At 58.4% G+C, this 23,496-nt stretch carries 24 protein-coding genes and 1 pseudogene; 10 read left to right on the top strand and 15 right to left on the bottom strand.

The annotated features are described in order from the left end of the window. The 3 genes from mobF to AC0KW6_RS18805 all read left to right on the top strand — a co-directional run. The coding region (gene mobF / locus AC0KW6_RS18815) for a MobF family relaxase (RefSeq protein ID WP_474035680.1) at positions 1 to 2,850 on the top strand (2,850 nt) is incomplete at its 5' end. After that, positions 2,847 to 3,338 carry a hypothetical protein gene (locus tag AC0KW6_RS18810; RefSeq protein ID WP_474035679.1) on the top strand — a complete coding sequence of 164 codons (492 nt, stop codon included), beginning with the start codon at positions 2,847 to 2,849 and terminating at the stop codon, positions 3,336 to 3,338. The genes mobF and AC0KW6_RS18810, both read left to right, overlap by 4 nt. A gap of 147 nt (positions 3,339 to 3,485) precedes the next feature. Continuing rightward, positions 3,486 to 4,514 (top strand): lysozyme family protein, encoded by a 1,029-nt coding sequence (locus AC0KW6_RS18805; RefSeq protein WP_474035678.1) that lies wholly within the window; start codon positions 3,486 to 3,488, stop codon positions 4,512 to 4,514. Positions 4,515 to 4,689: 175 nt separating this feature from the next. On the opposite strand, the gene AC0KW6_RS18800 is transcribed toward AC0KW6_RS18805, so the two are convergent. From AC0KW6_RS18800 to AC0KW6_RS18785, 4 genes are all read right to left on the bottom strand, one after another. Beyond that, positions 4,690 to 5,028, bottom strand: coding sequence for a hypothetical protein (locus tag AC0KW6_RS18800; RefSeq protein WP_474035677.1), 339 nt, complete (start codon positions 5,026 to 5,028; stop codon positions 4,690 to 4,692). Between the two features lie 33 nt (positions 5,029 to 5,061). Beyond that, entirely contained in the window at positions 5,062 to 5,412 is a 351-nt protein-coding gene (locus tag AC0KW6_RS18795; protein ID WP_474035675.1) for a hypothetical protein, read from the bottom strand. Between the two features lie 147 nt (positions 5,413 to 5,559). Next, positions 5,560 to 5,952: a PIN domain-containing protein gene (locus AC0KW6_RS18790; RefSeq protein ID WP_474035674.1), complete on the bottom strand. Its 393-nt coding sequence runs from the start codon at positions 5,950 to 5,952 to the stop codon at positions 5,560 to 5,562. Then, positions 5,949 to 6,215, bottom strand: a complete 267-nt coding sequence (locus tag AC0KW6_RS18785; protein WP_474035673.1) for an antitoxin — start codon at positions 6,213 to 6,215, stop codon at positions 5,949 to 5,951. Before AC0KW6_RS18785 ends, AC0KW6_RS18790 begins: the two co-directional genes overlap by 4 nt. Positions 6,216 to 6,381: 166 nt before the next feature. Between AC0KW6_RS18785 and AC0KW6_RS18780 the strand changes: the two genes are divergently transcribed. The 3 genes from AC0KW6_RS18780 to AC0KW6_RS18770 all read left to right on the top strand — a co-directional run bounded on the left by AC0KW6_RS18780 (position 6,382) and on the right by AC0KW6_RS18770 (position 8,811). After that, positions 6,382 to 7,341 carry an IS481 family transposase gene (locus tag AC0KW6_RS18780; protein WP_474035671.1) on the top strand — a complete coding sequence of 320 codons (960 nt, stop codon included), beginning with the start codon at positions 6,382 to 6,384 and terminating at the stop codon, positions 7,339 to 7,341. A 553-nt stretch (positions 7,342 to 7,894) separates the two neighbouring features. After that, entirely contained in the window at positions 7,895 to 8,557 is a 663-nt protein-coding gene (locus tag AC0KW6_RS18775) for a ParA family protein (protein WP_474035670.1), read from the top strand. Continuing rightward, the gene (locus AC0KW6_RS18770) at positions 8,554 to 8,811 is read left to right on the top strand and encodes a hypothetical protein (protein WP_474035669.1); all 258 of its coding nucleotides are present in this window, start codon (positions 8,554 to 8,556) and stop codon (positions 8,809 to 8,811) included. The genes AC0KW6_RS18775 and AC0KW6_RS18770 overlap by 4 nt, the downstream gene beginning before the upstream one ends. A 31-nt stretch (positions 8,812 to 8,842) precedes the next feature. On the opposite strand, the gene AC0KW6_RS18765 is transcribed toward AC0KW6_RS18770, so the two are convergent. Then, a complete protein-coding gene (locus tag AC0KW6_RS18765; protein ID WP_474035668.1) occupies positions 8,843 to 9,436 on the bottom strand; it encodes a hypothetical protein in 594 nt (197 codons plus the stop codon). Then, complete coding sequence (locus AC0KW6_RS18760) at positions 9,405 to 9,707, bottom strand: hypothetical protein (protein WP_474035667.1); 303 nt, start codon at positions 9,705 to 9,707, stop codon at positions 9,405 to 9,407. Before AC0KW6_RS18760 ends, AC0KW6_RS18765 begins: the two co-directional genes overlap by 32 nt. Positions 9,708 to 10,422: 715 nt before the next feature. Between AC0KW6_RS18760 and AC0KW6_RS18755 the strand changes: the two genes are divergently transcribed. After that, positions 10,423 to 11,334: a RepB family plasmid replication initiator protein gene (locus tag AC0KW6_RS18755; RefSeq protein ID WP_474035666.1), complete on the top strand. Its 912-nt coding sequence runs from the start codon at positions 10,423 to 10,425 to the stop codon at positions 11,332 to 11,334. A gap of 9 nt (positions 11,335 to 11,343) precedes the next feature. On the opposite strand, the gene AC0KW6_RS18750 is transcribed toward AC0KW6_RS18755, so the two are convergent. From AC0KW6_RS18750 to AC0KW6_RS18735, 4 genes are all read right to left on the bottom strand, one after another. Continuing rightward, entirely contained in the window at positions 11,344 to 12,054 is a 711-nt protein-coding gene (locus AC0KW6_RS18750) for a hypothetical protein (RefSeq protein ID WP_474035664.1), read from the bottom strand. Positions 12,055 to 12,254: 200 nt separating this feature from the next. Next, a complete protein-coding gene (locus tag AC0KW6_RS18745; RefSeq protein WP_474035663.1) occupies positions 12,255 to 12,401 on the bottom strand; it encodes a hypothetical protein in 147 nt (48 codons plus the stop codon). Between the two features lie 41 nt (positions 12,402 to 12,442). Then, a complete protein-coding gene (locus AC0KW6_RS18740; RefSeq protein ID WP_474035662.1) occupies positions 12,443 to 14,503 on the bottom strand; it encodes a recombinase family protein in 2,061 nt (686 codons plus the stop codon). Then, the gene (locus AC0KW6_RS18735; RefSeq protein WP_107817962.1) at positions 14,493 to 14,678 is read right to left on the bottom strand and encodes a hypothetical protein; all 186 of its coding nucleotides are present in this window, start codon (positions 14,676 to 14,678) and stop codon (positions 14,493 to 14,495) included. The genes AC0KW6_RS18740 and AC0KW6_RS18735 overlap by 11 nt, the downstream gene beginning before the upstream one ends. Before the next feature lie 672 nt (positions 14,679 to 15,350). On the opposite strand from AC0KW6_RS18735, the gene AC0KW6_RS18730 reads away from it, so the two are divergent. Beyond that, positions 15,351 to 16,373 carry an IS30 family transposase gene (locus AC0KW6_RS18730; protein WP_474035661.1) on the top strand — a complete coding sequence of 341 codons (1,023 nt, stop codon included), beginning with the start codon at positions 15,351 to 15,353 and terminating at the stop codon, positions 16,371 to 16,373. A gap of 30 nt (positions 16,374 to 16,403) precedes the next feature. On the opposite strand, the pseudogene istA reads toward AC0KW6_RS18730, so the two are convergent. The 5 genes and pseudogenes from istA to AC0KW6_RS18705 form a co-directional block, all read right to left on the bottom strand. Beyond that, positions 16,404 to 17,513, bottom strand: a pseudogene (gene istA / locus AC0KW6_RS18725) (IS21 family transposase); the annotation flags it as partial. 75 nt (positions 17,514 to 17,588) lie between these two features. Beyond that, positions 17,589 to 18,068 (bottom strand): TIGR02444 family protein, encoded by a 480-nt coding sequence (locus AC0KW6_RS18720; RefSeq protein ID WP_222505718.1) that lies wholly within the window; start codon positions 18,066 to 18,068, stop codon positions 17,589 to 17,591. A 10-nt stretch (positions 18,069 to 18,078) separates the two neighbouring features. Further along, positions 18,079 to 18,681 (bottom strand): UbiX family flavin prenyltransferase, encoded by a 603-nt coding sequence (locus tag AC0KW6_RS18715; protein WP_474035660.1) that lies wholly within the window; start codon positions 18,679 to 18,681, stop codon positions 18,079 to 18,081. Beyond that, positions 18,678 to 19,997 carry a UbiD family decarboxylase gene (locus tag AC0KW6_RS18710; protein WP_222505720.1) on the bottom strand — a complete coding sequence of 440 codons (1,320 nt, stop codon included), beginning with the start codon at positions 19,995 to 19,997 and terminating at the stop codon, positions 18,678 to 18,680. The genes AC0KW6_RS18715 and AC0KW6_RS18710 overlap by 4 nt, the downstream gene beginning before the upstream one ends. A gap of 2 nt (positions 19,998 to 19,999) precedes the next feature. After that, a complete protein-coding gene (locus tag AC0KW6_RS18705) occupies positions 20,000 to 20,764 on the bottom strand; it encodes a UTRA domain-containing protein (RefSeq protein ID WP_222505721.1) in 765 nt (254 codons plus the stop codon). A 233-nt stretch (positions 20,765 to 20,997) separates the two neighbouring features. Between AC0KW6_RS18705 and AC0KW6_RS18700 the strand changes: the two genes are divergently transcribed. Next, the gene (locus AC0KW6_RS18700; protein WP_474035659.1) at positions 20,998 to 22,491 is read left to right on the top strand and encodes an aldehyde dehydrogenase; all 1,494 of its coding nucleotides are present in this window, start codon (positions 20,998 to 21,000) and stop codon (positions 22,489 to 22,491) included. Between the two features lie 57 nt (positions 22,492 to 22,548). Next, positions 22,549 to 23,436 (top strand): ABC transporter substrate-binding protein, encoded by an 888-nt coding sequence (locus AC0KW6_RS18695; RefSeq protein WP_222505722.1) that lies wholly within the window; start codon positions 22,549 to 22,551, stop codon positions 23,434 to 23,436. Positions 23,437 to 23,496 lie beyond the last annotated feature (60 nt).

The raw sequence follows: 23,496 nt of genomic DNA, 5'->3' as shown, positions 1-23,496 counted from the left end.
CTGAGCGGCTTTGTCGATGACAGGCACTTTGCACAGCTGCTCGATGGTGAAGCACCGGACGGCAAGCTGATGGGCCGCTATGTGGACGGCGAACGCCAGCACCGCCCCGGCCTTGACCTTACCTTTTCTGCGTCCAAGTCGGCTTCAGTGGCCGCCCTGGTGATTGGCGACAAACGCATTATTGAGGCCCATGACGCCGCAGTGCGCGCGGCTATGACAGTGGTGGAAGAGCGGTTTATCAAAACGCGTTTCCAGCAGGACGGGGAAATCGTCACTAAAAACGGGGAAGGTATTATTGCGGGAATTTACCGGCACGATACCTCCCGCGCGCTTGATCCGAATTTGCACAGCCACGCCGTCATTGCCAATATGGTCAAAAACGAAAACGGCGGATACTCGGCAATCCGGAATGAAGCCGTATACAAAAATCAGAAACTGATCACTGAAATATACCGATCCGATTTTGAGAACCGGGTGGCTGACCTGGGCATTGCCACGGAACGCGGGAGATTTGGAGAAGTGAATATCTCCGGAATTTCCCCGGAAGTGACCGAAGCCTTTTCCAAGCGGCGGCAGGAAATTCTCAATGCCCTCGACAAAAAGGGAATGGATGTTTCGCCGGAAACAGCGAGCAAAGCGGCATTGGCCACCCGTGCGGCCAAGCACAAAAATCTGGACCGGGACGCGCTGCGGGAAACCTGGCGCGCAGACGCACTCGCAGCCGGTCTTGGCCGGGATCAGCTGGACCTTGGCCGGGTGGGTCACGCAGCCCCGCAGCCCGTAATACCGCTCGACCAGCAGCGCCCGATCGACCCCCTTGCGGAAACCGGCCAGCCAACTGGAATGTTCGAAAAGGCAAAGTCCATGCTGTCCAGTGCCGCAGCCGTGGCTCGCGTGGAGACTGACCCCAGGCAGGCCGTTAACCGCGCCGTCGAGCACATCAGTGAACGGGAGTCCGCCTACAGCAGGGCAGATCTCACGGTGGCCGCAATGCACTTCGCTTACCGCTCAGACTTCAAGGCGGTGGACGCAGAAATCAACCGGCAGATCAAAGCTGGCCGGCTCTTCGAAAGCGGCGAGGACGGGCAGATCCTGACAGATAAAGCATCTGTGGATCTGGAACGATCTATCCTGGCAACTTGGAGGAAAGCGGAAAAGACCGAAGGTCTGGCCCTTGCGCCTGAGGCTGGTCGAAGCGGGGATAGCCTCCTGGCCCGCAGGCTGAGCGTCGCCCGGTCGCTAACTGAGGGCCAACGTGCCTCCATAGAAGCCTCCCTAACCGGTTCAGGCAGGTATGCCGGGATCCAGGGCTACGCCGGTTCAGGCAAAACCTTCATGATGGAGCGGATGGCTCACTACGCCGGTCAAAGCGGTTACGAGGTCAAGGGCTTTGCTCCAAGCCACCAGGCCGTTCAGGAACTTGCCAGTGTCCTCGGCGGTGCGGAAACCCTCGCCAAGGTCACTACCGCTGAGCGGCATCATCCGCAGGACGTGGACAACAGCAGGACCATTCTTGTGGTCGATGAAGCCTCAATGGTGTCCGCCCAGGACATGCGCAGCTTCATGGATTACGCCGAACGCACCGGCGCCCCGCGCGTCGTCTTCGTGGGTGACACGCAGCAGCTCGACGCGGTTGCGGCCGGTCAGCCCTTCGCCCAGATGCAGAAAGCCGGGATGCGGACAGCGGTCATGGATGAGATCCGCCGCCAGCGGGACGATGATCTAAAAGCAGCGGTCTATCACTCGATCCGGGGCGAAATCACGGCAGCTTTCAACCGCATGGAGGACAATGTTCTGAAGGTCGACGATCCCCGGCAAGAGGCCGCAGAAAGGTTCCTTGCTCTCACCCCGGCCGAGCGGCAGGGAACCCGGATCCTCGCCCTCACCAACGCCGCCCGCGCAGAAATCAATGAGGCGGTGCGCGACGGCCTTCGGCAGGAAGGCCGCATCGCGTCCGATGAGGTCAAGGTGAACGGTCTGCTGAACCGCCAGCTCACCGAGGCAATGCTTGCCGACGCCCGCAGCTACGCCCCTGGCGATATCGTCATGTCAGTGGCGACAAGCAAAGAATACGGCCTCAAGAAGAACGGTCTCTATGTGGTTCGGGAAGCTGATCACAGGGGCAATAAGCTGACCGTTGAGCAAGAGGAAACCGGTGTCCGGACCACCCTGCCCCTGGCTGCCAAGTTCAATCAACGGGAGCTTGGAAAGGCGCTGGTAGCCTATGAGCGCGAGGCCAGAGGCATGGCTGAAGGCGACCAGGTGCGGTTCCGGATCACAGACCCGGAAAGCGGCATCAAGAACGGTTTGCGGGCTGAAGTCAAATCAACAAAGGGGGGAGTTATTGAGGCCGAGACACAGGAAGGATCGCGCATCACCATTCCCGCTGACAGCCTCGCAGCCCGCGGCCTGGAACACGACTACGCAGCCACCGCTCATGCCGTTCAGGGCGAGTCCGTTGACAGGGTGATTGTGGCGATGCGCTCCACCGAACGGCTGGCGACCCAAAAGAGTTTCTACGTGGAGATCAGCCGGGCGCGGGATGAGGCGATGCTGCTGACTGAAGATCCGGACCGGCTGTCCAAAACCATCGAGAACGAAACCGGGATCCGCCAGACCGCGCTCGATGCCTGGCTGGACGGCCGCCTCGCTGGCGCCCGCGCCCGCCAGCCGGAAGAGGAACAAACCCGCGAGGAACCACAGGAGAAGCCTGAGGCGGTGAAGGAAAAAGTGGCCAAGGAGAAAGAGCCGGACACCCCTGCCCTGCCCGGCCTCTTCGATGAGAAACTTAAAGAAGTTGAAAAGCAGGCTGAAATCGTCCTGCAGCGAGACAAGGACATTGAACGATGAGCGAGACACCTCAGAACGTCCGTATCGTGCTCGGCCCTGTGGCCCGGCAGCTGATCGACGGCGCAGGAGAGAACCGCCCCAAGGCATTGGATGATGCGATTACTGCCCTTCTGGAAGGGCAGAAAAGCGGGCAGGCAGAAGCCCCTGAACAGGCCCCGCTGGACACTCGTTTGGCGTCCCTGGAGGCTGCGATGGAGCGCCAGACCGAAGCGCTCCGGAACCTCTCCTATACCGCGTCGCTGGAGCTGAAAATGACCCGCATCCTGATTGCCTCCCTGATGAGTGAGGGCAATGGGGATCAGCAGACACTCCTTGCTTTGGCCTCTCAGGCCACCGAAGAGGTTCAATCAAAACTGCAGTTGCTTGGAGAGTCCGAGATCGAGAAACTGCGGGAAAATGAGGCATCAGTTCAAACGGCGATCCTGCGCGACCTGGAGCGTGGAGGGATGGAAAACGAACCGGCAGCTGAGGCGGAGATCGAGCGATGATGAACTTCCTGACACGTGCCGAAACCGGCCAGTTCCCCAATGCCATCACGTGCCATTCGCGTGGCACACCGTGGCACGGCCATGCCTCACCTCGTGCCATGAGCCGTTTTCGAGCCCTTGGAACCCCTAAAAATAGGGCTCCAAAAGGTGCTGCCACCCCCCCAATTGACAAAATGCCAATTTTGGCAATTAAATCAGCGTCTTGCGCTGATTGCAGCTTTGCTGCGTGAGGTGTGGACCTTCTATGAGGACCGAAGGGCCGAATTGGGCGTTGCTGGCCCGAACCATCAGGGAGGGCTGAGCCAAAAGCCTGCAAACGAGGCGGCGCAAAGCGCCTCAATTCCCCTCTGGGGTCAGAGGCCACGGACTGCCCTTTCAGCCCTCCTGATGGCGCTCCTGGCTCCTGCAGCTGTCTCTGCCGGTGACTGGTCCAGCTCCGGCAGCTTCGACCTGAAAGAGACCACTGAAATCCGCGAAAGTCTGGCCTCGGCTCCGGCTTCCTCCCAGGGCGGCTGGAACTTCGCCACGAGGGAAAGTGAGTGGGTTGCCCTTGATGCCTTTGAACGCTCGCGGCCGGGAAAGCAGCCCCCTGCCCCGGCTGCCTTCCGCCTTCCCTCCGGCTCCAATGTCGAGCAGCTGTTTGCCCTCATTGCATTTGCTGAAGCTCCCGGCGGCCGCTATGACGCGATCCATCACGGCGCCAAGGTGAAGCCCGGCAATAAACCCTCGCAGATGACGCTTGCGGAAATCTACGCCTGGATCGACCGCACGCCGGGCCAGCCCCATGCCATCGGAAATTTCCAGATCATACCTTCGACTTTGCTTAACTTGCAGAAACGTCTCGGCCTGCCTGACGGCACGCGGTTCAGTCGGGAGACACAGAACCGTATGGCCGCGCTTCTGATTTCGGACGCCGGGTATCAGAAGTTCGCGGCTGGCCGGATTTCACGCTCTGCTTTCATGGACAACCTGGCGCGCATTTGGGCTGGTCTTCCGCTGGTGTCCGGCAAGTCCGCCTATCATGGGTATGCTGGAAACCGCGCAACCATCACGCGGGTTTTCTACAGTGAGCAGATGAAAAGGATCTTTGGCACGGGAAAAGCCCGGACAGCGGCTGCATCCCAGGCACCACGAACGCGGGCACTCTCCGCGGGATGGACAGGTCTGGGACAATGACTGGCCGCTCTATGAAACTGCGGAAAGCTACGGCCTCTTGCAGGCAGGCGCCTGGGTTCAGAAAGTCAACCTTAAGGGGATTCAATCGGCGAAGAGTGAGAGCACCCGTCCGGTCAAAAGAAACCCAGTCTGACCGGCTGCACAACATCTTCAAATGCGACATCCGGGCAGCCGACTATGCCCTGAAATCTGCCGCGCTGCTTTTGGCATCAGGCGCCCTTTCAACAGGGTCGTACAGCGTCTTGAAGTCGGCAGACAATATATTGGAGGTCTTGAACCCGCACCGCGGCTTGTATGTTTCAGGGGTGTCATAACCCACAAGCCGGAACCGATCGCTTCCAACGACGGCGGTGTCACCGTCGATCAGATATTTTTCCCGGCTGCTTAAGGGTGCCGCCTGAGCCACGGCGGCCGAGACAAAAAGGGTATTGCAGCAAGGAACCTCATGCCGGTGGCCTCGAAAAGGTGCGGCGGATCTGGCCTGGTCGAGGTCGACCCAAAAATCTAGAAACATTCTGAAACCTATATACCTATGTGTGGTGCCCGGTTAGCGGGCTTTTGAAATCACCCCGTTTGTCCGGATCGCCGCGAAGTCTGAGGCTGTTCGCCTGCACATCTCCACCCCGTCTCCTGACATGATCGCTTCGACGTGATCAGTCACTTTGATCACGGAGCCGTCGGCCTCTATAGCTGTTAGATCTCCATCCCGTGTGTGAGAGACAGACCCATCGGCTGCAATGCGGATCCACGCGCCGTTGACCTGGACAGCAACCTCGTAATCATCGACCTTGATCCCCTGCCATCCTTGAGCTGGATCCCGGCGTAGGACTATTTGATCCGGGCGCAGTTTGATTTGCACGTCGCCGTTTTCAGTTTGATCAGACGCTTTGACCACCACGAACGCCTCTTGCTCGGCCGGATCCTGGTGAATAGACGCGTTGCCATTTCTGGGCGGCCTCCCGCTGCTTTCCTGACTTGTCCTTGTGAAATCCGATGTTCATCTGCGCCGAACGCCAAGTCCGGTTCAATCCTTCAGACAACATGTTCATGACTGCCAATCCTCATATTGCAGGCCCGGGACTCTGCTAAATTCTTTGACGTTGTGGGTGATCAGCACCAGAGACCGAGAAACAGCCTGCCCCGCAATCAGCACATCATAGGGGCCAATCGGGTTGCCCTGCCGTTTCAGCTCTGCCCGGATCTCGCCTGCCGCCCTGCCGTCGCTTTCTGAGAAATCCAGAACTTCAAACCGCAGCGCCTCAATGCGTGCAAGGTTGGCCTCAACCTTCTGGCTCTTATAAGCGCCGAAATACAGCTCGTGCATCACAACAGACGGGACGCCAAAGTCCCTGGGTGCGAATTCGGAAAGCCGCTCGATAACATTGCTGTTTCCAGCGATGATGGCGATGACAGCATTGGTGTCGAGCAGGAACTTCATTCGAAAACATCCAGTCCTGGCCGGTCTTGCTGAGGCACTTCTTCAGTTGCTGCATCCACCGCATCTTGATCCAAAGGTCCGAGTTCGTGCAGCTCCTTCAGCCAGCCCCAACCCTCTTCGATAGGCTCCAGGATGACTTTGCTGCCCTCCGCCCGGATACGGACTTCATCCGTGCTGAAGCGGAAATCCTTTGGAAGCCGGACCGCTTGGGAACGGCCGGTCATAAAAACTTTTGCTGTAGATGGTTCAGGGGTTTGTGTCATTGCGCGGCCTCCGTGGTATGTATCAATAATATATACCAGCGACCAAAGAACTCAAGCAACAACGCTCTAAAGAGTGTGGAAATATCGTCATTTTTCAGCAAACCCTCAGATGTTTGATCCCACGATTTGATGGTGTGATCCTTTCTCAAGCTTGGAAGGAAGCAATATGGGACAAGTTCGTCATGGGAGCGCCACGACCACGCACGCCATCAGAGCTGCAATACAACGATCGCAAGCTTCGCTCGCGACGCTGAGCCGGGAGCTGGGGATCAATCCAAAGACGGTCGCGAAGTGGCGAAAAGGCCAGACAGTCGAGGATCTAATGACGGGGCCGAAGCAGCCACGTTCGACAACGCTGACCGAAGCGGAGGAGGCGGCGATCGTTGCGTTCCGACGGCACACGCTGCTACCGCTCGATGACTGCCTCTATGCCCTGCAACCGTCCCTCCCACACCTGACACGCTCAGCACTGCACCGGTGCTTGCAGCGTCATGGCATTTCGCGCTTGCCTGACGTCGAGGGCGACAAGCCGAAGCGGTCGAAGTTCAAGCGCTACCCTATCGGCTTTTTTCGCATCGATATCGCCGAGGTGCAGACCGCTGAAGGCAAGCTATTTCTGTTCGTCGGCATTGACCGCACGAGCAAGTTCGCCGTGACTCAGTTGGTCGAGAAGGCGAACAGGAAGACGGCTTGGGAGTTCCTGCAGCACATGCTCGAAGCCGTGCCTTATCAGGTTCATACAATTCTCACCGATAACGGCATTCAGTTCGCAGAGCAGCCGCGGAACCGAAACACCATCTACTCCAGGCCCATGCGCTTCGACATGATCTGCGAGGCCAACGGCATCGAGCATCGCCTGACTAAGCCCAACCACCCTTGGACAAACGGCCAAGTCGAAAGAATGAACCGCACGATCAAGGAGGCTACAGTGAAACGCTTCCATTACGACAGCCACAACCAGCTGAGAACGCACCTCTCCGACTTCATGGCAGCATACAATTTCTCGCGCAGGCTCAAGACCCTCGGCGGCCTCACGCCTTACGAATATATCTGCAAGATCTGGACATCAGAACCAGACAGATTCATTCTCAATCCGATCCACCAGATGCCGGGACTGAACACCTAGGAAGTCATTAGCGCCAATGTCGGTGAAGTCCTCAGAAAGGAAGAGCGTGAGGTTCTGGAGAAGTTCCGCGCCGAGCGTGAGACTGTCGATGATGATGAAGAAAGCGAAGCCGTCTAACGGGCGGTTTCCCATTTTCTATTTGGTTATTCTTACCGAGTTCACTTGAGCAATTCAGATCTACCCTATGGTAGACCCTGGTAGCCATGCAATTGCTACCCATTACACCGCATGACTTCCCCACCAATGGCCTGCAATGCACTGTCAGGCCATTCCTGCGCACCGCATGTCATGCCCTCCCAAGCCCACCCACCCCTACACATGCGCTGCCATTGCCTGCGGTGGCATTTCTTCGCAGGCAATGCCTTCCCAAGCCTTCACACCGCCTGTGATGGGTTCCCTGCCCTATCCATGACATGGCTGGGAATGTCCTCCCACCGCTATGGTAGAATTGCCACTTCTACCAATGTCATGACACGGCTGGAGAGGTCACTGCTGGACATGACCTGCCTTGTCATGGATAGGGTAGGGCAGAGCAGACAGAGAGAGCAGACAAATGCCAGTAATTTCCTTTGCATCATCGAAGGGCGGAGCAGGGAAGACCACATCCTGCATCGTCCTCGGGTCCGAGATTTCCGAGTCCACCACCGTTGCCATGATCGACGCCGACCCGGCTCAGCGCATGATTGCCTGGTCAAAACGCGGTCAGCTGCCGGACAACATTTCGATCATAAGCTGCACAGATGAGAACACGATCATGGATGTGATCGCAGACGCTCAGAGTCGCGCGACAGTCGTGCTTGTCGATCTTGAAGGGGTCGCATCACGTCTCAATACTTTCGCAGTTCTGCGCTCAGACCTCGTGATCATTCCCATGGGCGACGAGCAGCAAGACGCCGATGCCGCCGTTGATACGATGGCCCAGGTTCGCCTGGACGGGCAGGGGGCCGGGCGCAGCATCGAAACCCGCGTTCTGTTCACCCGCGTCAAGGCTGCTGTGAAATCCGAACTAGAGGGAAAGATCAACGCCTCGATGCGAGCGAACGTGCCTTGCTTCAGCACGGAGCTCATTGCCCGCACGGCATATTCCAGCCTTCACAACCAGGGCGGAACGCTGCGCAATTTGGAGAGGGTAGGGGGCCTGGAAAAGGCGATCGTCAATGCGGAATCCCTTGCCGCCGAAGTCCTTGAAGTCCTGGTCGCGGAGAATGCAGCATGAAGAACCCAGTCGATTTCGCCAAGCTTAGCGCAGTGCCGCCTAAGCCCGAGGCCAAGATCACCCCGGCGCCAAAGGTGAGCGCGCCGTCCCGGCCCGTAATCGAGGCCAAGCAGCCCGACGTGCAGATCTCCGTGAAGGGGCCGGAGAACGTTATTCAGCGGTTCAAGGAAATGTGCAATGTGGACCCCAGGCGGCCATACTCATACTGGCACATGCTCGAAATCCTGATGGATGAATACGAGAACAAGAAATAGGGAAGGGGCCGCGAGGCCCCTTTATCCATTCTCAGTTCATAACCCCTGTTTTCTGAGCGGCGACTATCTGCTCAACAGGATTCACATTTAGGGACTTTCTATCCATCACTCCGGCCGCCAGCAGGCCATTCAGCTTCTGCGCACCGGCGCTGGCGTTCAGCCAGCCCTGGGCTTCATCGAAGCTCATCTTGTACCGGCCATCCTTCTTGGACTTCAGCTTCACCTCGACGTGGAGGCATTCACTGATCTCGCTCAGCCGGTAGAGGCCGCCGGCATACGGGGCAGGGAGGTCTTTGGTGCGCAGGGTCTGCCGAGTGACCTTCAGGTGAGCGGCAACCTCCTGCAAGCTGACCAGGTCCGGATGGATTTCGTGCAGCTCCGAACCTTCCGGCAGGACTTCCAGGATACGTTTGGCCGCGTCGATGATAACGTCCTCAGCGCTTTCACCTTTCAGCTCCAGCATCACGCCGATCTGATCTTTCCGACCCAGGCCAACGAGCGGATCATCTTCCGGGAAGATTTCCCAGATGATGTCGTCCAGCGCATCCATGTCGTGTTCTTCACCTTTTGGCAGGGTGAAGGCCAACTCAAACTCAAACGTCTGAATCGTCCTCTCTTTTTGCATGACCTCTTTTCTCCCGATTATCTTCTTTGAACTGACACCCATTCACTGCTGAAAGGATCTTCTTTGCCCGCGCCTCCGGGTTCCGGGGCGTGGAGCGAATGTTGAAGTAACAGTGAAGGCCGCCTCTGCAGTCCTTGTTTGCCGGACACTTCAGGCTGCCGAATTTATGGGCGTGACCACCTTTTGGCTTCTCAAATTTCCAGCCAGCGTCAATCGCCGCCTGGATTGCAGCTTCCATTTCCTTGTTGGTATGTCGTTTTCTCTTGCTCATATATAGCCCCTAATTATTACCTGTCAATTGACAAACAGTTCCCTGCATTCTTCGCTTTACTACCCGTGTCGTCAAGGTGTCACTTCTGGAAGTTAATCTTTTGTTCATAATTTGTTCCAGGACGATCCTGGAAGGCGAGCCTATGAGATTCTCCCTGAGCTTCAAGCTCCAACGGCTCGGACACTTCTTATCTATTCTAGATTCAAGATTCCAAGATTCAGGAGAGATTACGGCAATGATTTCAATGCCTTGAAAGCCTAAGTGTGAGAAGTTTGAACCAATCGGTGAGGTTTTCGAACTGAAAGGTGAGGAATTTGAACACAAAGGTGAGGCCCTTGAACGTCAAAGGTGAGGTCTTTGAACAGGGCAGGGTAGGGGCTTCCGAGTTATCCACAAGGCCACTGATCTGCGGTTCTGCTGCAATACGCTGCCCTTAGAAGCCTAAATTAAGCCTGTTCTGATCGTCTGAGCGCCTAAAGGTGAGGAATTTGAACATCAAAGGTGAGGTTTGCGAACATGAAAGGTGAGGAATTTGAACATGCCCGCCTGGTGATTCCCTGAAGTGTGAGGTCTTTGAACAGGAAAGGTGAGGTCTTTGAACACCGGCCGGTCGATCAGCCACTAAATGTGAGGTTTGCGAACGTGCGGGCCGCTAATATCGGTAATTTCTCCGATTTCTGTTCACAGTTCACAGGGCGGCGGGTAGATTGCCTGCATGAGCGCCAAGAATCGAGTCATAGACCTTACGCCCAATACGAGCGAGGCGATCAAGCCCTCTGAGCTTATCCAGATCAGCGGGCATCAGAACCTCACGCTCAACGCCAGGCGCGCCATAACCGTTCTATGGCACAACGCGCACCGCCAGGGCATCAAGGAGGGCAGGGACTATACCATCCCCTTGTCCGACCTGCGCTCAGATCAGCACCGATCGGTGAAATCGGTTGAGGACGCGGTGCTCTCGCTGATGCAGACCGTTCTAACTGTGAAACTTGCCGACGGCAAAACCCGCCGGGTCCAGTTCCTGGGCGGCAACGATATGGACGACCCGAACCGGCCCGCGGGTGTTCTGACCTACAGCTTCGACAAGCGCCTGATCGAAATCCTCCAGGACAGTTTCGTCTGGGGCAAGATCACCATGCCGATCCTGATGGCCTTCAGCTCCAAATACGCCGTGTCGCTCTATGAGAACCTGTCGCAGTGGTCGAACCTCGATTTCAAGCACTACCAGGATTTCACACTTGAGGAGTTCCGGCTGACGCTCGGGGTCGAGGAAGGCAAATACCCGAAGTTCGGCCACATGAACAAACATGTCATCCAGCCGGCCGTGATGGAGATCAACGCGCTGGCGCCGTTCAACGTGACGGTCATTCCGATCAAGACCGGCCGCAAGGTGACAGATGTGCGCCTGGGCTGGAGCCGGAAAGATCCTGAGCAGCTGAAGGCAGCCTATGAGGAGGCGCAGCGGCCAAAGGTCGGCCGGAAGCAGAGAATACTGGGCGGGGCCGAGTATGTCTCTGATCCGGTTCCTCGGGTGGAAGATCAGCTCAGGGCTGAGAGAATAGGGCGCCGGCGTTCAAATTCCTCACACTTGGAGGATGACCGGACGTTTCTTTTGGACGATGAGTGACTGGCAGCTTTAACAGACCTGCTGTATTTCGAATTCCGGTTTCTCTCCGTGAGAAACCCGGATGAAATGGAACATTTCGGTGAACTGCTCTCGGTCTGCATCTTTATAGCTAACATCAAGCCGGATCACATCGTCGTGAGAGTCGTCCGCGTAAAGCTCAACATGGCGGTGCTTCGTTTCGAACTGAGGCCATACAACTACCGTATCGTTATTCGGCCTTAACTCTCCGTAACCTATAGTCAACTCAACTTCACAGGCGGTTCCGCCTACGTTTGCAAACGCAAGTTTATGCCTTAGCGACCCCGTCCCCTTTATTTCCCAGGCAGCCCCGCTGCGATCGTCAATACCGAGATAGGTGACGATGAACTTGGGCTGTCTGGCTTTCATAAGCTCCTGCGTCGTCAGAGCAAACTCCTCTTGCTGCAATTGCAGCTGCTCATTGGTTGCCACAGCCAATTTGTTCTGCGCATCGACCGACTGCTTCAGTTCGTCTGTTTGCAGATCCAGAGCCTTGATGCTGTTCCTCAGTTCAGCACCTTGCTGAAAGAAGCCTAGCACCAGCCAGAAGAGACCCAGCGGCCCGAGCCAACCGGCGAGGAAGTCTCCGAAGCTGTTCAGTTCAAGACCGAGGATGTTTGCCAGCTTGTCCTGCTGCAAGTATCCGATCGAACCGATGTATATGAGGGACAGAACAATCCCAAACCAGCCCAGCCGAGACATTAGATAGGCCGATCGCACATGCCGCGGGGCAGACAAGTCTTCAGTTGAAAGGATCTCGGTTCTTGCATTACTGTCTCCTTAGAAGCCGGTCAGGTTCGCGGCATCGAATCCCCTAAACCTCAGCTTGTAAAGAGCGACTTGGGCAAATCAGCGGTAATGGAGGCTCAAGGGTAGTTGCGACGCTTCCTGCTATCCTAGCTTCATGAGTTCCTCCCTGAAGGCTTCAGCCGGTGTGCGCCGTCCGCTTCATCGAACATGCCCTCCATCTGCTCGATCTGTTCCATCAGGGTCTCGATGGTGCCTTCGGCTTGGGACAGGGCCTGGAAGACAGGTGGGAAACCATGCACTGGGTCGATTGGTACAACTCTGCTTCATTGCGCCCATCTTTCTATGTTGTTGAAGAAAATAGGTTTTGCTGATCCGGGTGCGATACCGCGGGGTGTTTGGGGTTTTTCTGCGCCCGTTTCCTGAGTTGTTGGGACGCCGTTTTTGACAGTTCCGCGCGCTCGAATACCCATGGCCCGTCGGCAAGCGGATGATCCGCCTCAATTTCACCTGCTTCCGCCGCCAACCGCAACGTTTTTGGGGCCACCCCGAGCAGCTTGGCCGCGCTGGATAGGTTGAGCCAGGGATCGAGGCCGCCGGGATCGGGCTTGAATACCGGAATTTTGCGGTAGGACCGGAGTGCTGTGATGCGCTCCCTGGTCCAGCGGTTGCCGTTTCCGGTGGCAAGACCGTTCCGGTTCAGAACGCCTGCGATGACATCGTCGCTGGCGATCCGCGCAAGCTGGCGGACAGCCTCAACAATATCCGGCGGTGTTGCATTGCGCTGTCCGCGGCGGCGCTTTGGCAGGCGGATTTCCGTATGGGCGCCGCCGGCCCAATGAACCAGCAAAACGATCTCGGAGACATCATCATCAAGATCTGCCACCACTTCCTGGATCACCGTGCGGACGATGCGCTTCTTAAGCCTGGCATCGGTGGTCGGCGCAAACCAAACGCGTTCGAGATTGGCCCCCAAGACGACCAGGTCTTTTGCCGGCAGTGGTGTTCCGTCCGGGCTGGCCGTGTCGTGCTGCGCGAGCTTGTGCTCGATCTCCTGAACCCGCTGAAGCGCCCGGTTCCACCGGGTTTCCAGTTCGGCGGTCACCAGGCGGTTCTCCGGGTCGGACGCATCATACTGCCGAAAGGCCCGGTCAGCTGTGTATTGGGCCGCCTCCAGGTCACGGCAAAGCGCGCCGCGGACCTGGTCCCGCTGGCTCACTGCTTGCCTGGCGGCCGCCTCTGCGGCGGCGATGGCACCGGGACTGACCACCTGCAGGAGAGCGTGTTCAATGGCATCATCGACCCGCAAGCCACCGAAGGAGATGCAGCGCGCTTCGCCGTTGTCCAGGAGGCCGCGCCAGCAGGAGTAACGCGGGATGTCGTGCTTCTTGCCGGTGTAGCGAACCGTCAGCTTACGGCCGCAGCGCCGGCAGCGCAGCAGCCCGGCAAGAAGGGCAGAGCCGTGTTTGGCTGCACCATGATGCCGGCTCTGAGGGACGTTGTTGCTGACCATTTTACGGATCGCCTCTGCCCGTTCCCAACTCACATAGCCTTCATGCGCGCCCGGCTTCAATGCAAGCCATTCCTCGCGGTCTTTCCTGCGAACGGCCGATGTCCCGAACCCTGGCGATGCCTGGGTTTTGCCATAGGCATAAGCCCCGCCATAGGCCGGATTGACGATCATGCGGTGGATGGTGGCATAGGTCGGGCGGCGCCAGACCACCTCACCCTGTTTGCGCAAGCTGGGCAGTTCAAGGCCATGTTCGAGGAACCACAGGAGGGCCTGCCGTGCGCTCCCCAACTCGGCAACCTTGTCGAAAACCAGGGATATGGCTTCCTGCACGCGGCGGTCCGGGTCTTTCTCAAGCCGGTCCCCGGCCTTTACGAAGCCGACAGGGGCGGCGACGACAAGTTCGCCGCGCCGCGCCTTCTCCTGGCGCGCGGCAAGGGACCGTTGCCTGAGCAGGTCGAGCTCGTATTCGTTCAGGCTGCCCTTCAGGCCCAAAAGCAGCCGGTCATTGCCATCGCGTGGCGCATAAACCGTTTCCTGATCGATCAGCACAGTGTCGACGACACGGCACATCTCTATGAGATGCTGCCAGTCCCGGCTGTTGCGCGCAAAGCGGGATACTTCACGCGCCGCGACGGCGCCGACCTTGCCGAGACAAACATCGGCGATCATCCGGTCAAAGCCTTCCCGCGCGACACCGCCGGCGGCAGAACGGCCGAGGTCGTCATCCACGGTCTCAATCCGGCTCCAGCCCAAATCCGAAAGCCGCCCCCGCATGGCATATTGCAGGGCGCTGCTTTCCCGGTTGTGCAGGACCTGGTGGGCCGATGACTGGCGGACATAAAGGATCGCCTTGCGTTCCAAATGCTGCGGGCCAATCTTCTCATGCTTCATGATCGCTCCCCCTGTCCGCCGCGCCGGCGTGTTCTGCAATCAGGCGTGCCATCAACCGTGTCAGCGTTTGCTGCGTGTCGCCGGGAAGGCTTTGCCAAGGCGGTGTCTGTGTCACGGGCGCGGACTGGGTGTCCGGGAACAGCTCGAGTTGCGTCGTCGTCATTTTGCGCGGCATGGGCCAACCTCCGAATCTCGTGTTCAGAGTCCGATGCTGCGTCATCGCGTGATCGGGAGCGGGATTTATTGAGCGGAATACAAGCGGCATCGGAAACCAGCCCCGCGAGAGCCCTGAGAGCCTCAAGGCCTACATGCGCAGAACCAGAACGGCGGCAGGAAGCACATGCTGCCCGGTCAAACATCCATATGGGAACTTCCAGAAGCCGGTCCGACCGGCGGCCGGTGAGATTGCACCGAAACACTGCATCGCCGGGCTTGTCGATCACAGAATGGACATAGACCGATCTGCCGAACCAGGGATGCCATGGATAAAGAACCTCGCGCCGGTCGGTAACGTGGGTGTTCTGGCGTTCAGTTGTACAATGAGGACAGACCCCACAGTGCAATCGGATACAACGTCCCGATTGCCATGCATTATCCCGATGGCGTCACCAGCCCGTCATCGTGACAGAGCCGGAAAAATCCAGCTTCTGGCGGTCCAAGGTTGGGGCTCAGAGCACAAACCCGCAGACTCTCGTCATGAGCGAGGGACCCGCGGGGAACAGGTCAGATAGACTGACTTATTTAACATAAACAGGATTATGCGCCCGTGCCATGTAGCCGGGCGCGCGCTACCCCCAACTGCGACTCTTGTTAGAAAACAGCATGTTGTCTGACGAGAGGAAACGAAATGGGAGCTGTTTACAGCCAACTGAGTATCACGGAACGACGCAAGATTGAACGCTGGAGGCATGCGAAGGTCCCTGTGAACGAGATGGCGCGTGTCCTCGGGCGCTGCAGATCGACGATATTCCGGGAGTTGAAGCGGAACCATTTCTCGGATCCCTGCCTGCCGAAATGTGATGGCTATTATGGCGCCGCAGCCCAGCTGATGGCGGCCGGCCGGCGCGCGAGGCAACGCAAGCTGATCCGTCATCCGGAGTTGTGCCGCCGTGTCGTCGAGCGGCTGAAGAATGGCTGGACACCAGAACAGATCGGCAACAGGATGATCCATGAAGGCGCCAGGCTGCGGGTCTGCCAGGAAACCATCTACCGGTACATCTATTCCAAGGAAGGTATGGCGCAGGAGCTTTGGTGGTATCTTCCCACCCACCGTACGGCCCGCAGGCCGAGGCGGGCCCGCAAGCGCCAGAAGCCTAAGTTCCATCGTGATGTCAGTATCCTGTTCCGGCCCGACGACGTAGCGCATCGTCGCCAGTTTGGGCACTGGGAGGCAGATCTTATGCTGTTCAAACAAAGTCTTGGACAGTCCAACGTGACTTCAATAGTTGAACGCGTCAGCCGCTTCACGGTTCTCTTGAAAAACCCCAACAAGCGCACCAAACCGGTCATGGGCAAGATCATGAAAGCAATTCGCGACTTGCCTCTTGCGGCACGCAAATCCATCACTTTCGACCGCGGCACCGAATTCGTCTCCTGGCCGCATCTCCAAGCACAGACCGGTACGCAGACTTGGTTTTGCGACCCCTCCTCGCCTTGGCAAAAAGGCACCGTTGAGAACACAAACCGGCGGGCCCGGCGATGGCTCCCGCGGAAGCGCGACATTCGGCAGCTCTCAGATCACGACATGAAAGTAATTTGCGACCGCCTCAACAACACGCCCCGCAAATGCCTCGGGTGGAAGACGCCCGCAGAGGTCTTCAGAGAGAAGATGATGGAAGAGCTGGGCCGCAGCCCCTACCCTGTGAAGTAACAAAAGTCGCGGTTCAGGTATCGCTCACAGGATCGGATCGAAGATCATGTCTTCGCGGTCGTAGCTGCGGGCATGTCGCGCGATGACCTCGCCGCCACATCCGATGACCACCCGGTCGACATAGGCGCGGATCCAGACATCCCGGTGCCCGAAGGCAACCGGCACGGAGTAATCGTTGGTTTTGTAGCGCACCAGTGCGAGCGAGCTGACCCGCGCGGACGCCTGGTCACAGGCTGCAAAAGGTGTGTCTGACAACGGCGCCATCGCCTCCAGATCCTGTTGGAGCCGTTCACCAATCGTCTCGCTGTGCCCGCGTAGCTTATCATTCTGGCGTTTCCGGCATTGCTCTTCGAGCCAATCGTTGAAGGCATCCCAGGTCGGAAAGTTCGGGACCGGAACCATGAAGTTGCGCCGGGAATAGCCGACCAGCCCTTCGACGGAACCCTTGTCGTTGCCCTTGCCAGGACGCCCGTAGCGGTCCCGGATCACGTAGTGGGACAGCATCTCGCTGAACAGCCGCGCGCGCCTGCGGGTTCCGTCAGGCTCGATCTTCGCCACAAGGCACCGGTCGTTGTCGTACAGGATCGACTGCGGAACGGCCCCGAAGAACCCAAAGGCATGGACGTGGCCATCCATCCAGGCTTCCGCTGTCGCCGCCGGATAGGCCCGGATGTAGCAAGCATCGCTGTGCGGCAGATCCAGGGCAAAGAAATGGGCCTTCTGTTCCACACCGCCGATCACTACCACTGCCTCGCCGAAATCGGCTTGAGCATGGCTTGGTGCGTGCGTCAGTGGAACGAACACTTCGCGATGCCGCCGGCCGTGCTCCCTCACATAGTCCTTGATGATGGTATAGCCGCCCTCGAAGCCATGCTCGTCGCGAAGCCGCTCGAAAATCCGCTTGGCCGTATGCCGCTGCTTGCGCGGTCTCTCCCGGTCTTCTGAAAGCCATTGATCGATGATTCCGGTGAACCCATCCAGTTTGGGCCGCCGGATCGGCGCTGAGCGCCGATAGCCAGGCGGAACCGAAAACGCCAAAATCTTCAGAACGCTGTCACGAGATATCCCGAAATGCCGCGCCGCTTCACGCTGGCTCATGCCCTCTGCGCACGCCAGACGAACCTTGCGATATAAATCCACGGTGAAGATCCTCCCGCCCTCCCTCCGTTAAAAAAAGGGCAAAGGTGGACGACTTTTACGCCGCCCGCAGCAGGATCATCCCGCCGCTACCGTGGTCGACTTTCTCACCGCCGTTCTCAAACGCTCAGGGCCAAGTTCGAGCAGTGGTACCCAGGCATGAAATCGGGCGGGAACGAAAAAATGGCCGCCTGAGTGCCCCGCACTTTGCGGTACTCTCAGAAGTTCCGCTCGCTTGATCTGATCGCGCAAAATTTCCTTCGTCGCATGCGGCATGTCGGAACGGGGGGGCTTGAGGGCGCGGCGAATTTTGCGCAAAGGCAGCACGGTCGCTTCGCGCCATCCTTGCATTTCGGTACGCAATTCGGCCCCCTCAGCCTCGGACAGGGATATGCTGCGGTGAGACCACGCGAAAAGGATGACGACAAGCTCGACAATATCCGCGTCCAACGCGTCCTGAATTGCAAGGCAGGCCTGGGCAACGCCGGGGCGCCCATAGAAATCGAGAGCGAAGGTCCAGAGGGGGTTTTCCAGATCAAGGGCCTCTGCCCGGGTCATTTCAGCTCCCTCACTGGTCCTGCATCTCGGTCTTGAGACCTTGCCACCGATTCATCCCGCCCATGTCGATCCCGAAGAGATCCAGAGCGCGACCAACGGTGTAACCCACCATCTCATCCAGCGTTGCGGGCTTGGCGTAGAAGGCAGGCACCGGCGGCATGATGATAGCCCCCATTTCGCTGATCGAGGTCATGGTCCGCAAATGCCCCAGATGCAGCGGCGTTTCGCGCAGCATCAGCACCAGCCGCCGTCGTTCCTTGAGAACCACATCGGCCGCGCGGCTGATCAGGGTGTCGGTCGTCCCAGCGGCAATTTCCGACATTGTGCGCACCGAACAGGGCGCAATCAGCATGCCAAGCGTGTGGAACGACCCGCTGGCGATAGTGGCACCAATGTCGCGGGTGTTGTGGACGACGCTTGCCTTGGCCTCCAGCTCGGCAGGTCGCATATCCAGTTCCTGCGCAAGGGTCAGATAGGCAGATTTCGTGACCACGAGATGCGTTTCCACACCAAGTCGGCCCAGATGCTCCAGCGCGCGCAGGCCGTAGACTGCGCCCGAGGCCCCACTGATGCCGATGATGAGGCGCGGCGGATGATCGGTGCCGGGCATCATTCGGTATCAAACCAGTCTGACAGATCAATGTCATTGGTCATGCGGATGGTCTTGCGGATGAATTCTTCCTCGCGGCCCCAGGGCTTGGTGGCATCTACCAAGAGGCGGCCCCAATGGTCCTTGTCCTCGTCCCGGTAGAAGGAGGGCGTTTCGGGAATGATCATCATGTCCTTGTCCGGGCGGCAGCGGGTCAGCGTGGCCCACATCACATCATCCATGTCGTAGATGTCCACATCCGCGTCAACAACGGTGATCACCTTGGCCCAGATCGGTTCCGCGCCGATGGTGGCCAGCATGACCTGTCGCGCGTGCCCTTCAAACTGCGGGTCGATCTGGATGATCGCATGATTGACGAAGGGTTGGCAGGTGACGTTCAGGATGCCCGGCAACGCGGCGCTGAGGCGTTGAAAGATATTGGCCGAGACCGACAACTCCAGCGTCAGCACCTCCTCTTCCGAGCCGCACAGGATGCTGTGGAATAGGGCATTCGGACGGACATTAACGCCCAGAACCTCGAAGACGGCATTGGGGGCTTCGGGTACGTAGTAGCCCATGAATTCCCCGAACGGCCCTTCGAGGCGACGTTCGTTGGGCAGGAAACGGCCTTCGATGACGATTTCGGTTTCAGCGGGTACTTCTAGGTCGATATGCTTGCATTTGCGCATCGGCATCGGCTCGCCCTTGAGGCGCGCGGCAACCTCCAGCTCATCCGCATCATAGGCCAGCGGGGCTGCTGCCGTCAGGAAAGAGGTGGCCGGTGCCCCGATCAGCATCGCGGCCTCCAGGTACTCGCCCTTCGCCTCGGCCTTCTCGTGGTAGATGGTCAGGTGGTGGCGCGGAGCCAGGCGGCAGCGCAGCTCCTCATCATTGATATACATCGAGCGATGATAGGACAGGTTACCTACCCCGGTATCAGGGTCTTTGGCAATGAACATGGCGGATGTGAAGTAGGCCCCGCCATCGCGATCCGAATAGGTGATCAGCGGCAGGTCCGACATCTTCACGTCGATCCGCTCTTCCTCTTCGGCCTTGACGAAGGGGGCACCGCTGCCCCGCCCCAGATTGGCCAAGTTGCTCCATTGGCGGCAAAAATCATCCGCATCTATGCCGATCACCTCTGCCAAGCGTTCGCGCGAGCCGTAGACATTCGTCACAACCGGAAATTTCGTACCTTTCACATTGGTGAACAGGATCGGCTTGCCCCACCGTTTCATGGCGTTATGGGTGACGGCCGCCATTTCGTGGAACGGATCGATCTCCTTGTCGACAACCATCAGGTCTCCGCGGGCGCGTAGGCGTTCGACAAACTCTCTCATAGCTATCTCCTTGACGGGTTTGACCTGCTTGACGGTGGCGTCATCACAGATGCATTGCTTGTGGCTTCATGGGCACTGGAGAGGCGATAACGGTCCCCAGGATAAAGAAATCGGCTCCGGGTCACCGGGGTGTCGCCATTCCAGGTCTGACGGTTGATCAGCAGGCAGGGATGAGCAGCGTCGATCTGCAACAGCACCTGCGCCTCTTCATCGGGGCGAATGGCGCGGATCGTGTTGTCGACGAATGTGACCTTGGTTTCGCGCAAGAGATAGGCATGGGTCGTGATGCGGGTGAAATCCTGCGAAATGTAGTCAGGTGCCACCGCGGCATTGATGAAGCGATCCTCGATCTGGATCGGGGTGCGGTCCTCTAAATGCAGGATCCGCGAATAATAGACCGCGCCGCCAGCCACCGGCAAAAGCTTGCTGCGCGGATCGTCGGGTTCCAATGCGTAAAGGGCGATGATCTCGCTGGTATGCACGCCGCCATTGTTCTCAATCTCTTCCGAGACATCCTCAATCCCGAAGACGGCGCATTGCATCTTGGGGCCAACCACGAAAGTGCCCCGCCCGCGGATGCGCACCAGCACACCTTCGGCCTGCAATTCGCGTAGGGCACGGCGCACGGTCAGGTGCGAAACATTGAACTCCTGCGAGAGGGCCTCTTCGCTCGGGACCTTGAAATCTGCATGCCAGTCGCGACTTTCGATTCGGTCCACGATGGCGGATTTAACCTGGCTGTATAGCGGTTTTGGCTCTGCGGTCACGGATAGGCCCCAATAATGATATCAATATACATCTGAAAGCTCAGAAAGATTTGCCTTTATATACGTGCGCATCTTTGGCTTCACAAGATTATTGCCAAAAAAAACTCCGTTGACAAGCGATATAACAATATCATTATCTGGCGGAAGAGATATCATTGAGTGGCTGATTGACAGCGACGCACCGGAGCCAGATCGACGCCGTGGGGTCCGGTCCAAGTTTGAAAGGGTAGAAGATGATCGAAGCCGGGGGCCTAACGAAGCTTCAGATGTATATTGGTGGCGAGTGGGTCGCACCTTCGGGGGGTGACTATATCAACTCGGTCAACCCGTTCACCGCCCAACCCTGGGCCTTGGTCCCGCGCGGCAACGCAGAGGATGCAGAGCGCGCAATCCTTGCCGCAGATGAGGCGTTTCGCAACGGCCCTTGGGGGCGGATGCACGCCTCGGACCGGGGGGCGATCATCCACCGGCTTGGCACGCTGATCGAGCAGCACGCGGAAGAACTGGCCGAGATCGAGGTGCGCGACAATGGCCGCCTGCTGGCCGAGATGCGCCATCAGATCGCCTATGTCGCAAAGTGGTATTACTATTACGGCGGTCTGGCCGACAAGATCGAGGGCATGGTACATCCCTGTGACAAGCCGGCGCTGAGCTATTCGCGGCATGAACCCCTGGGCGTCTGCGTGGGCATCGTGCCCTGGAACGCGCCCCTGCTCTTATTCTCCCTTAAGGCGGCCCCGGCACTGGCGGCAGGCAACACGATTGTCATGAAGCCGGCCGAGACCACCTCAGCCACCGCGCTCAAGCTGATGGAGCTGGTCGAACAGGCAGGGTTCCCACCCGGTGTGATCAATGTCGTGACTGGCTATGGCAAGGAGGTGGGCGAGCCCCTGGCCACCCATCCCAAGACCCGGCATATCGGCTTTACCGGGTCAACCTCGACCGGGGCTCATTTGGGCATGCTGGCCGCACGCGACGTCAAGCGGGTCAGCCTGGAACTGGGTGGCAAATCCCCCAATATCGTCTTTGCGGATGCGAACCTGGACAATGCCGTGCGTGGTGTCGTCGGCGGGATCTTCGGAGCCACCGGCCAGACCTGTATCGCTGGTTCGCGGCTGTTGGTGCAGCGCCAGGTGCATGATGAATTCGTCGAAAAGCTGACCACCTTCACCAAGGCTGCGCGCATCGGCGACCCCTGCCACCCGAAGACCCAGATCGGCCCGATGGCCAACAAGATGCAATATCAGCGGGTTCTGGAATATATCGAGGTTGCCAAGAACGAGGGGGCCGAGCTGGCTTTGGGCGGCAAGCACCCCGAGCTTGAGGAATGCGCTACCGGCTATTTCATCGAACCAACGATCTTTACCGGCGTCACCAATGACATGCGCATCGCCCGAGAAGAGGTGTTCGGGCCGGTCCTGTCGACGATCGCCTTCGATGACCCCGAAGAGGCCATCGCTATCGCCAATGACAGCGAGTTTGGCCTCGCGGCAGGGGTCTGGACCTCGGATATGCGGCTGGCGCTGAATATGTCGGAACAGTTGGAAGCGGGCAGTGTCTGGATCAACACCTACCGCGACATTTCCTACACTACCCCCTTCGGCGGCTACAAGAAAAGCGGCCTTGGCCGGGAAAACGGCGTCGAAGGGATCCGCGAATATCTGCAAACCAAGGCGATCTGGATTTCCACCGCCGAAGAGATTGCCAACCCCTTCGTTATCGGGTGACGGCAAATAGGGTGGGCCGGTCGGCGCGCCCTGCAAAAACCAGGGAGGAGACCCAAAATGACCATAGCGAAAACCGGCGTATATCGCGCCGCAGTCACCAGCACCATGGCCGTTGCGCTTAGCCTGATGATCACCGCAGGCAGCGCCACTGCCGAAGGGGCCGCAGATCTCTTGCCCCAGAAATATCGGGATGCGGGCGTGATCCAGCTTGTGACTGATGCCCAATATCGACCCTTCCAGTATATCAATGAGGACGGCGAGATGGTCGGCTTTGAAGTTGACCTCTGGGATGCCATTGCCGAACGGCTTGGCGTCGAAATGGAAGTGACATCGGTGTCCTTCGATTCAATGATCCCCGGCGTCCAATCGGGCCGGTGGGATGTCGCGATGGAGGGCATCACGGACAACCCGGTGCGCCGCGAGGTCGTTAGCTTCGTCAATTACGGCTACACGACTTCTTCGGCCTATGTGCTTGAGAAAAACAGCGACGGGATTGAGGATCACCTTGACCTGTGCGGCATGAACGGCGCAGCCCAGAGCGGCACCGAATGGGTCGACATGATCGCCGAAACGCTGTCGGTGGCCTGTGTGGCCGCTGGTCAGGAGGCTATGACCGTGTCCGAGTACAGCACCTCTAACGATGTGCTGCTGTCGCTTTATTCCGGCCGGGCCGATTTTGTCCTGACCTCGGCGGCCTCGGCGCGCGAGATCATGAACAACGCGCCGCACCCAGTCAGCGTTGTCTCGGTCGATATCCTGCCGCGCCAGCCAAGCGGCATCGCCTTCCGCCCTGATGAAATGGATCTGGGCGAGGCGATCCTGGAGGCTCTGCGCGAGATCATGGCCGACGGCACCTACGAGGAAATCTATACCGAATGGGACGTGACCCCGATGATGATGACGCATGAACCCGGCATAAACTCGGAAACCATTCCCGTGAACTAACCTGTACCTGCGGGCGGCGGACCACCCTGCCGCCCCCCCAACCCACCCTGCCCGAGCATT

The organism is Leisingera sp. SA215 (assembly GCF_055902035.1).
The sequence above is the reverse complement of the archived record's forward strand: the minus strand, read 5'-3'. Positions and strand labels throughout refer to the sequence as shown.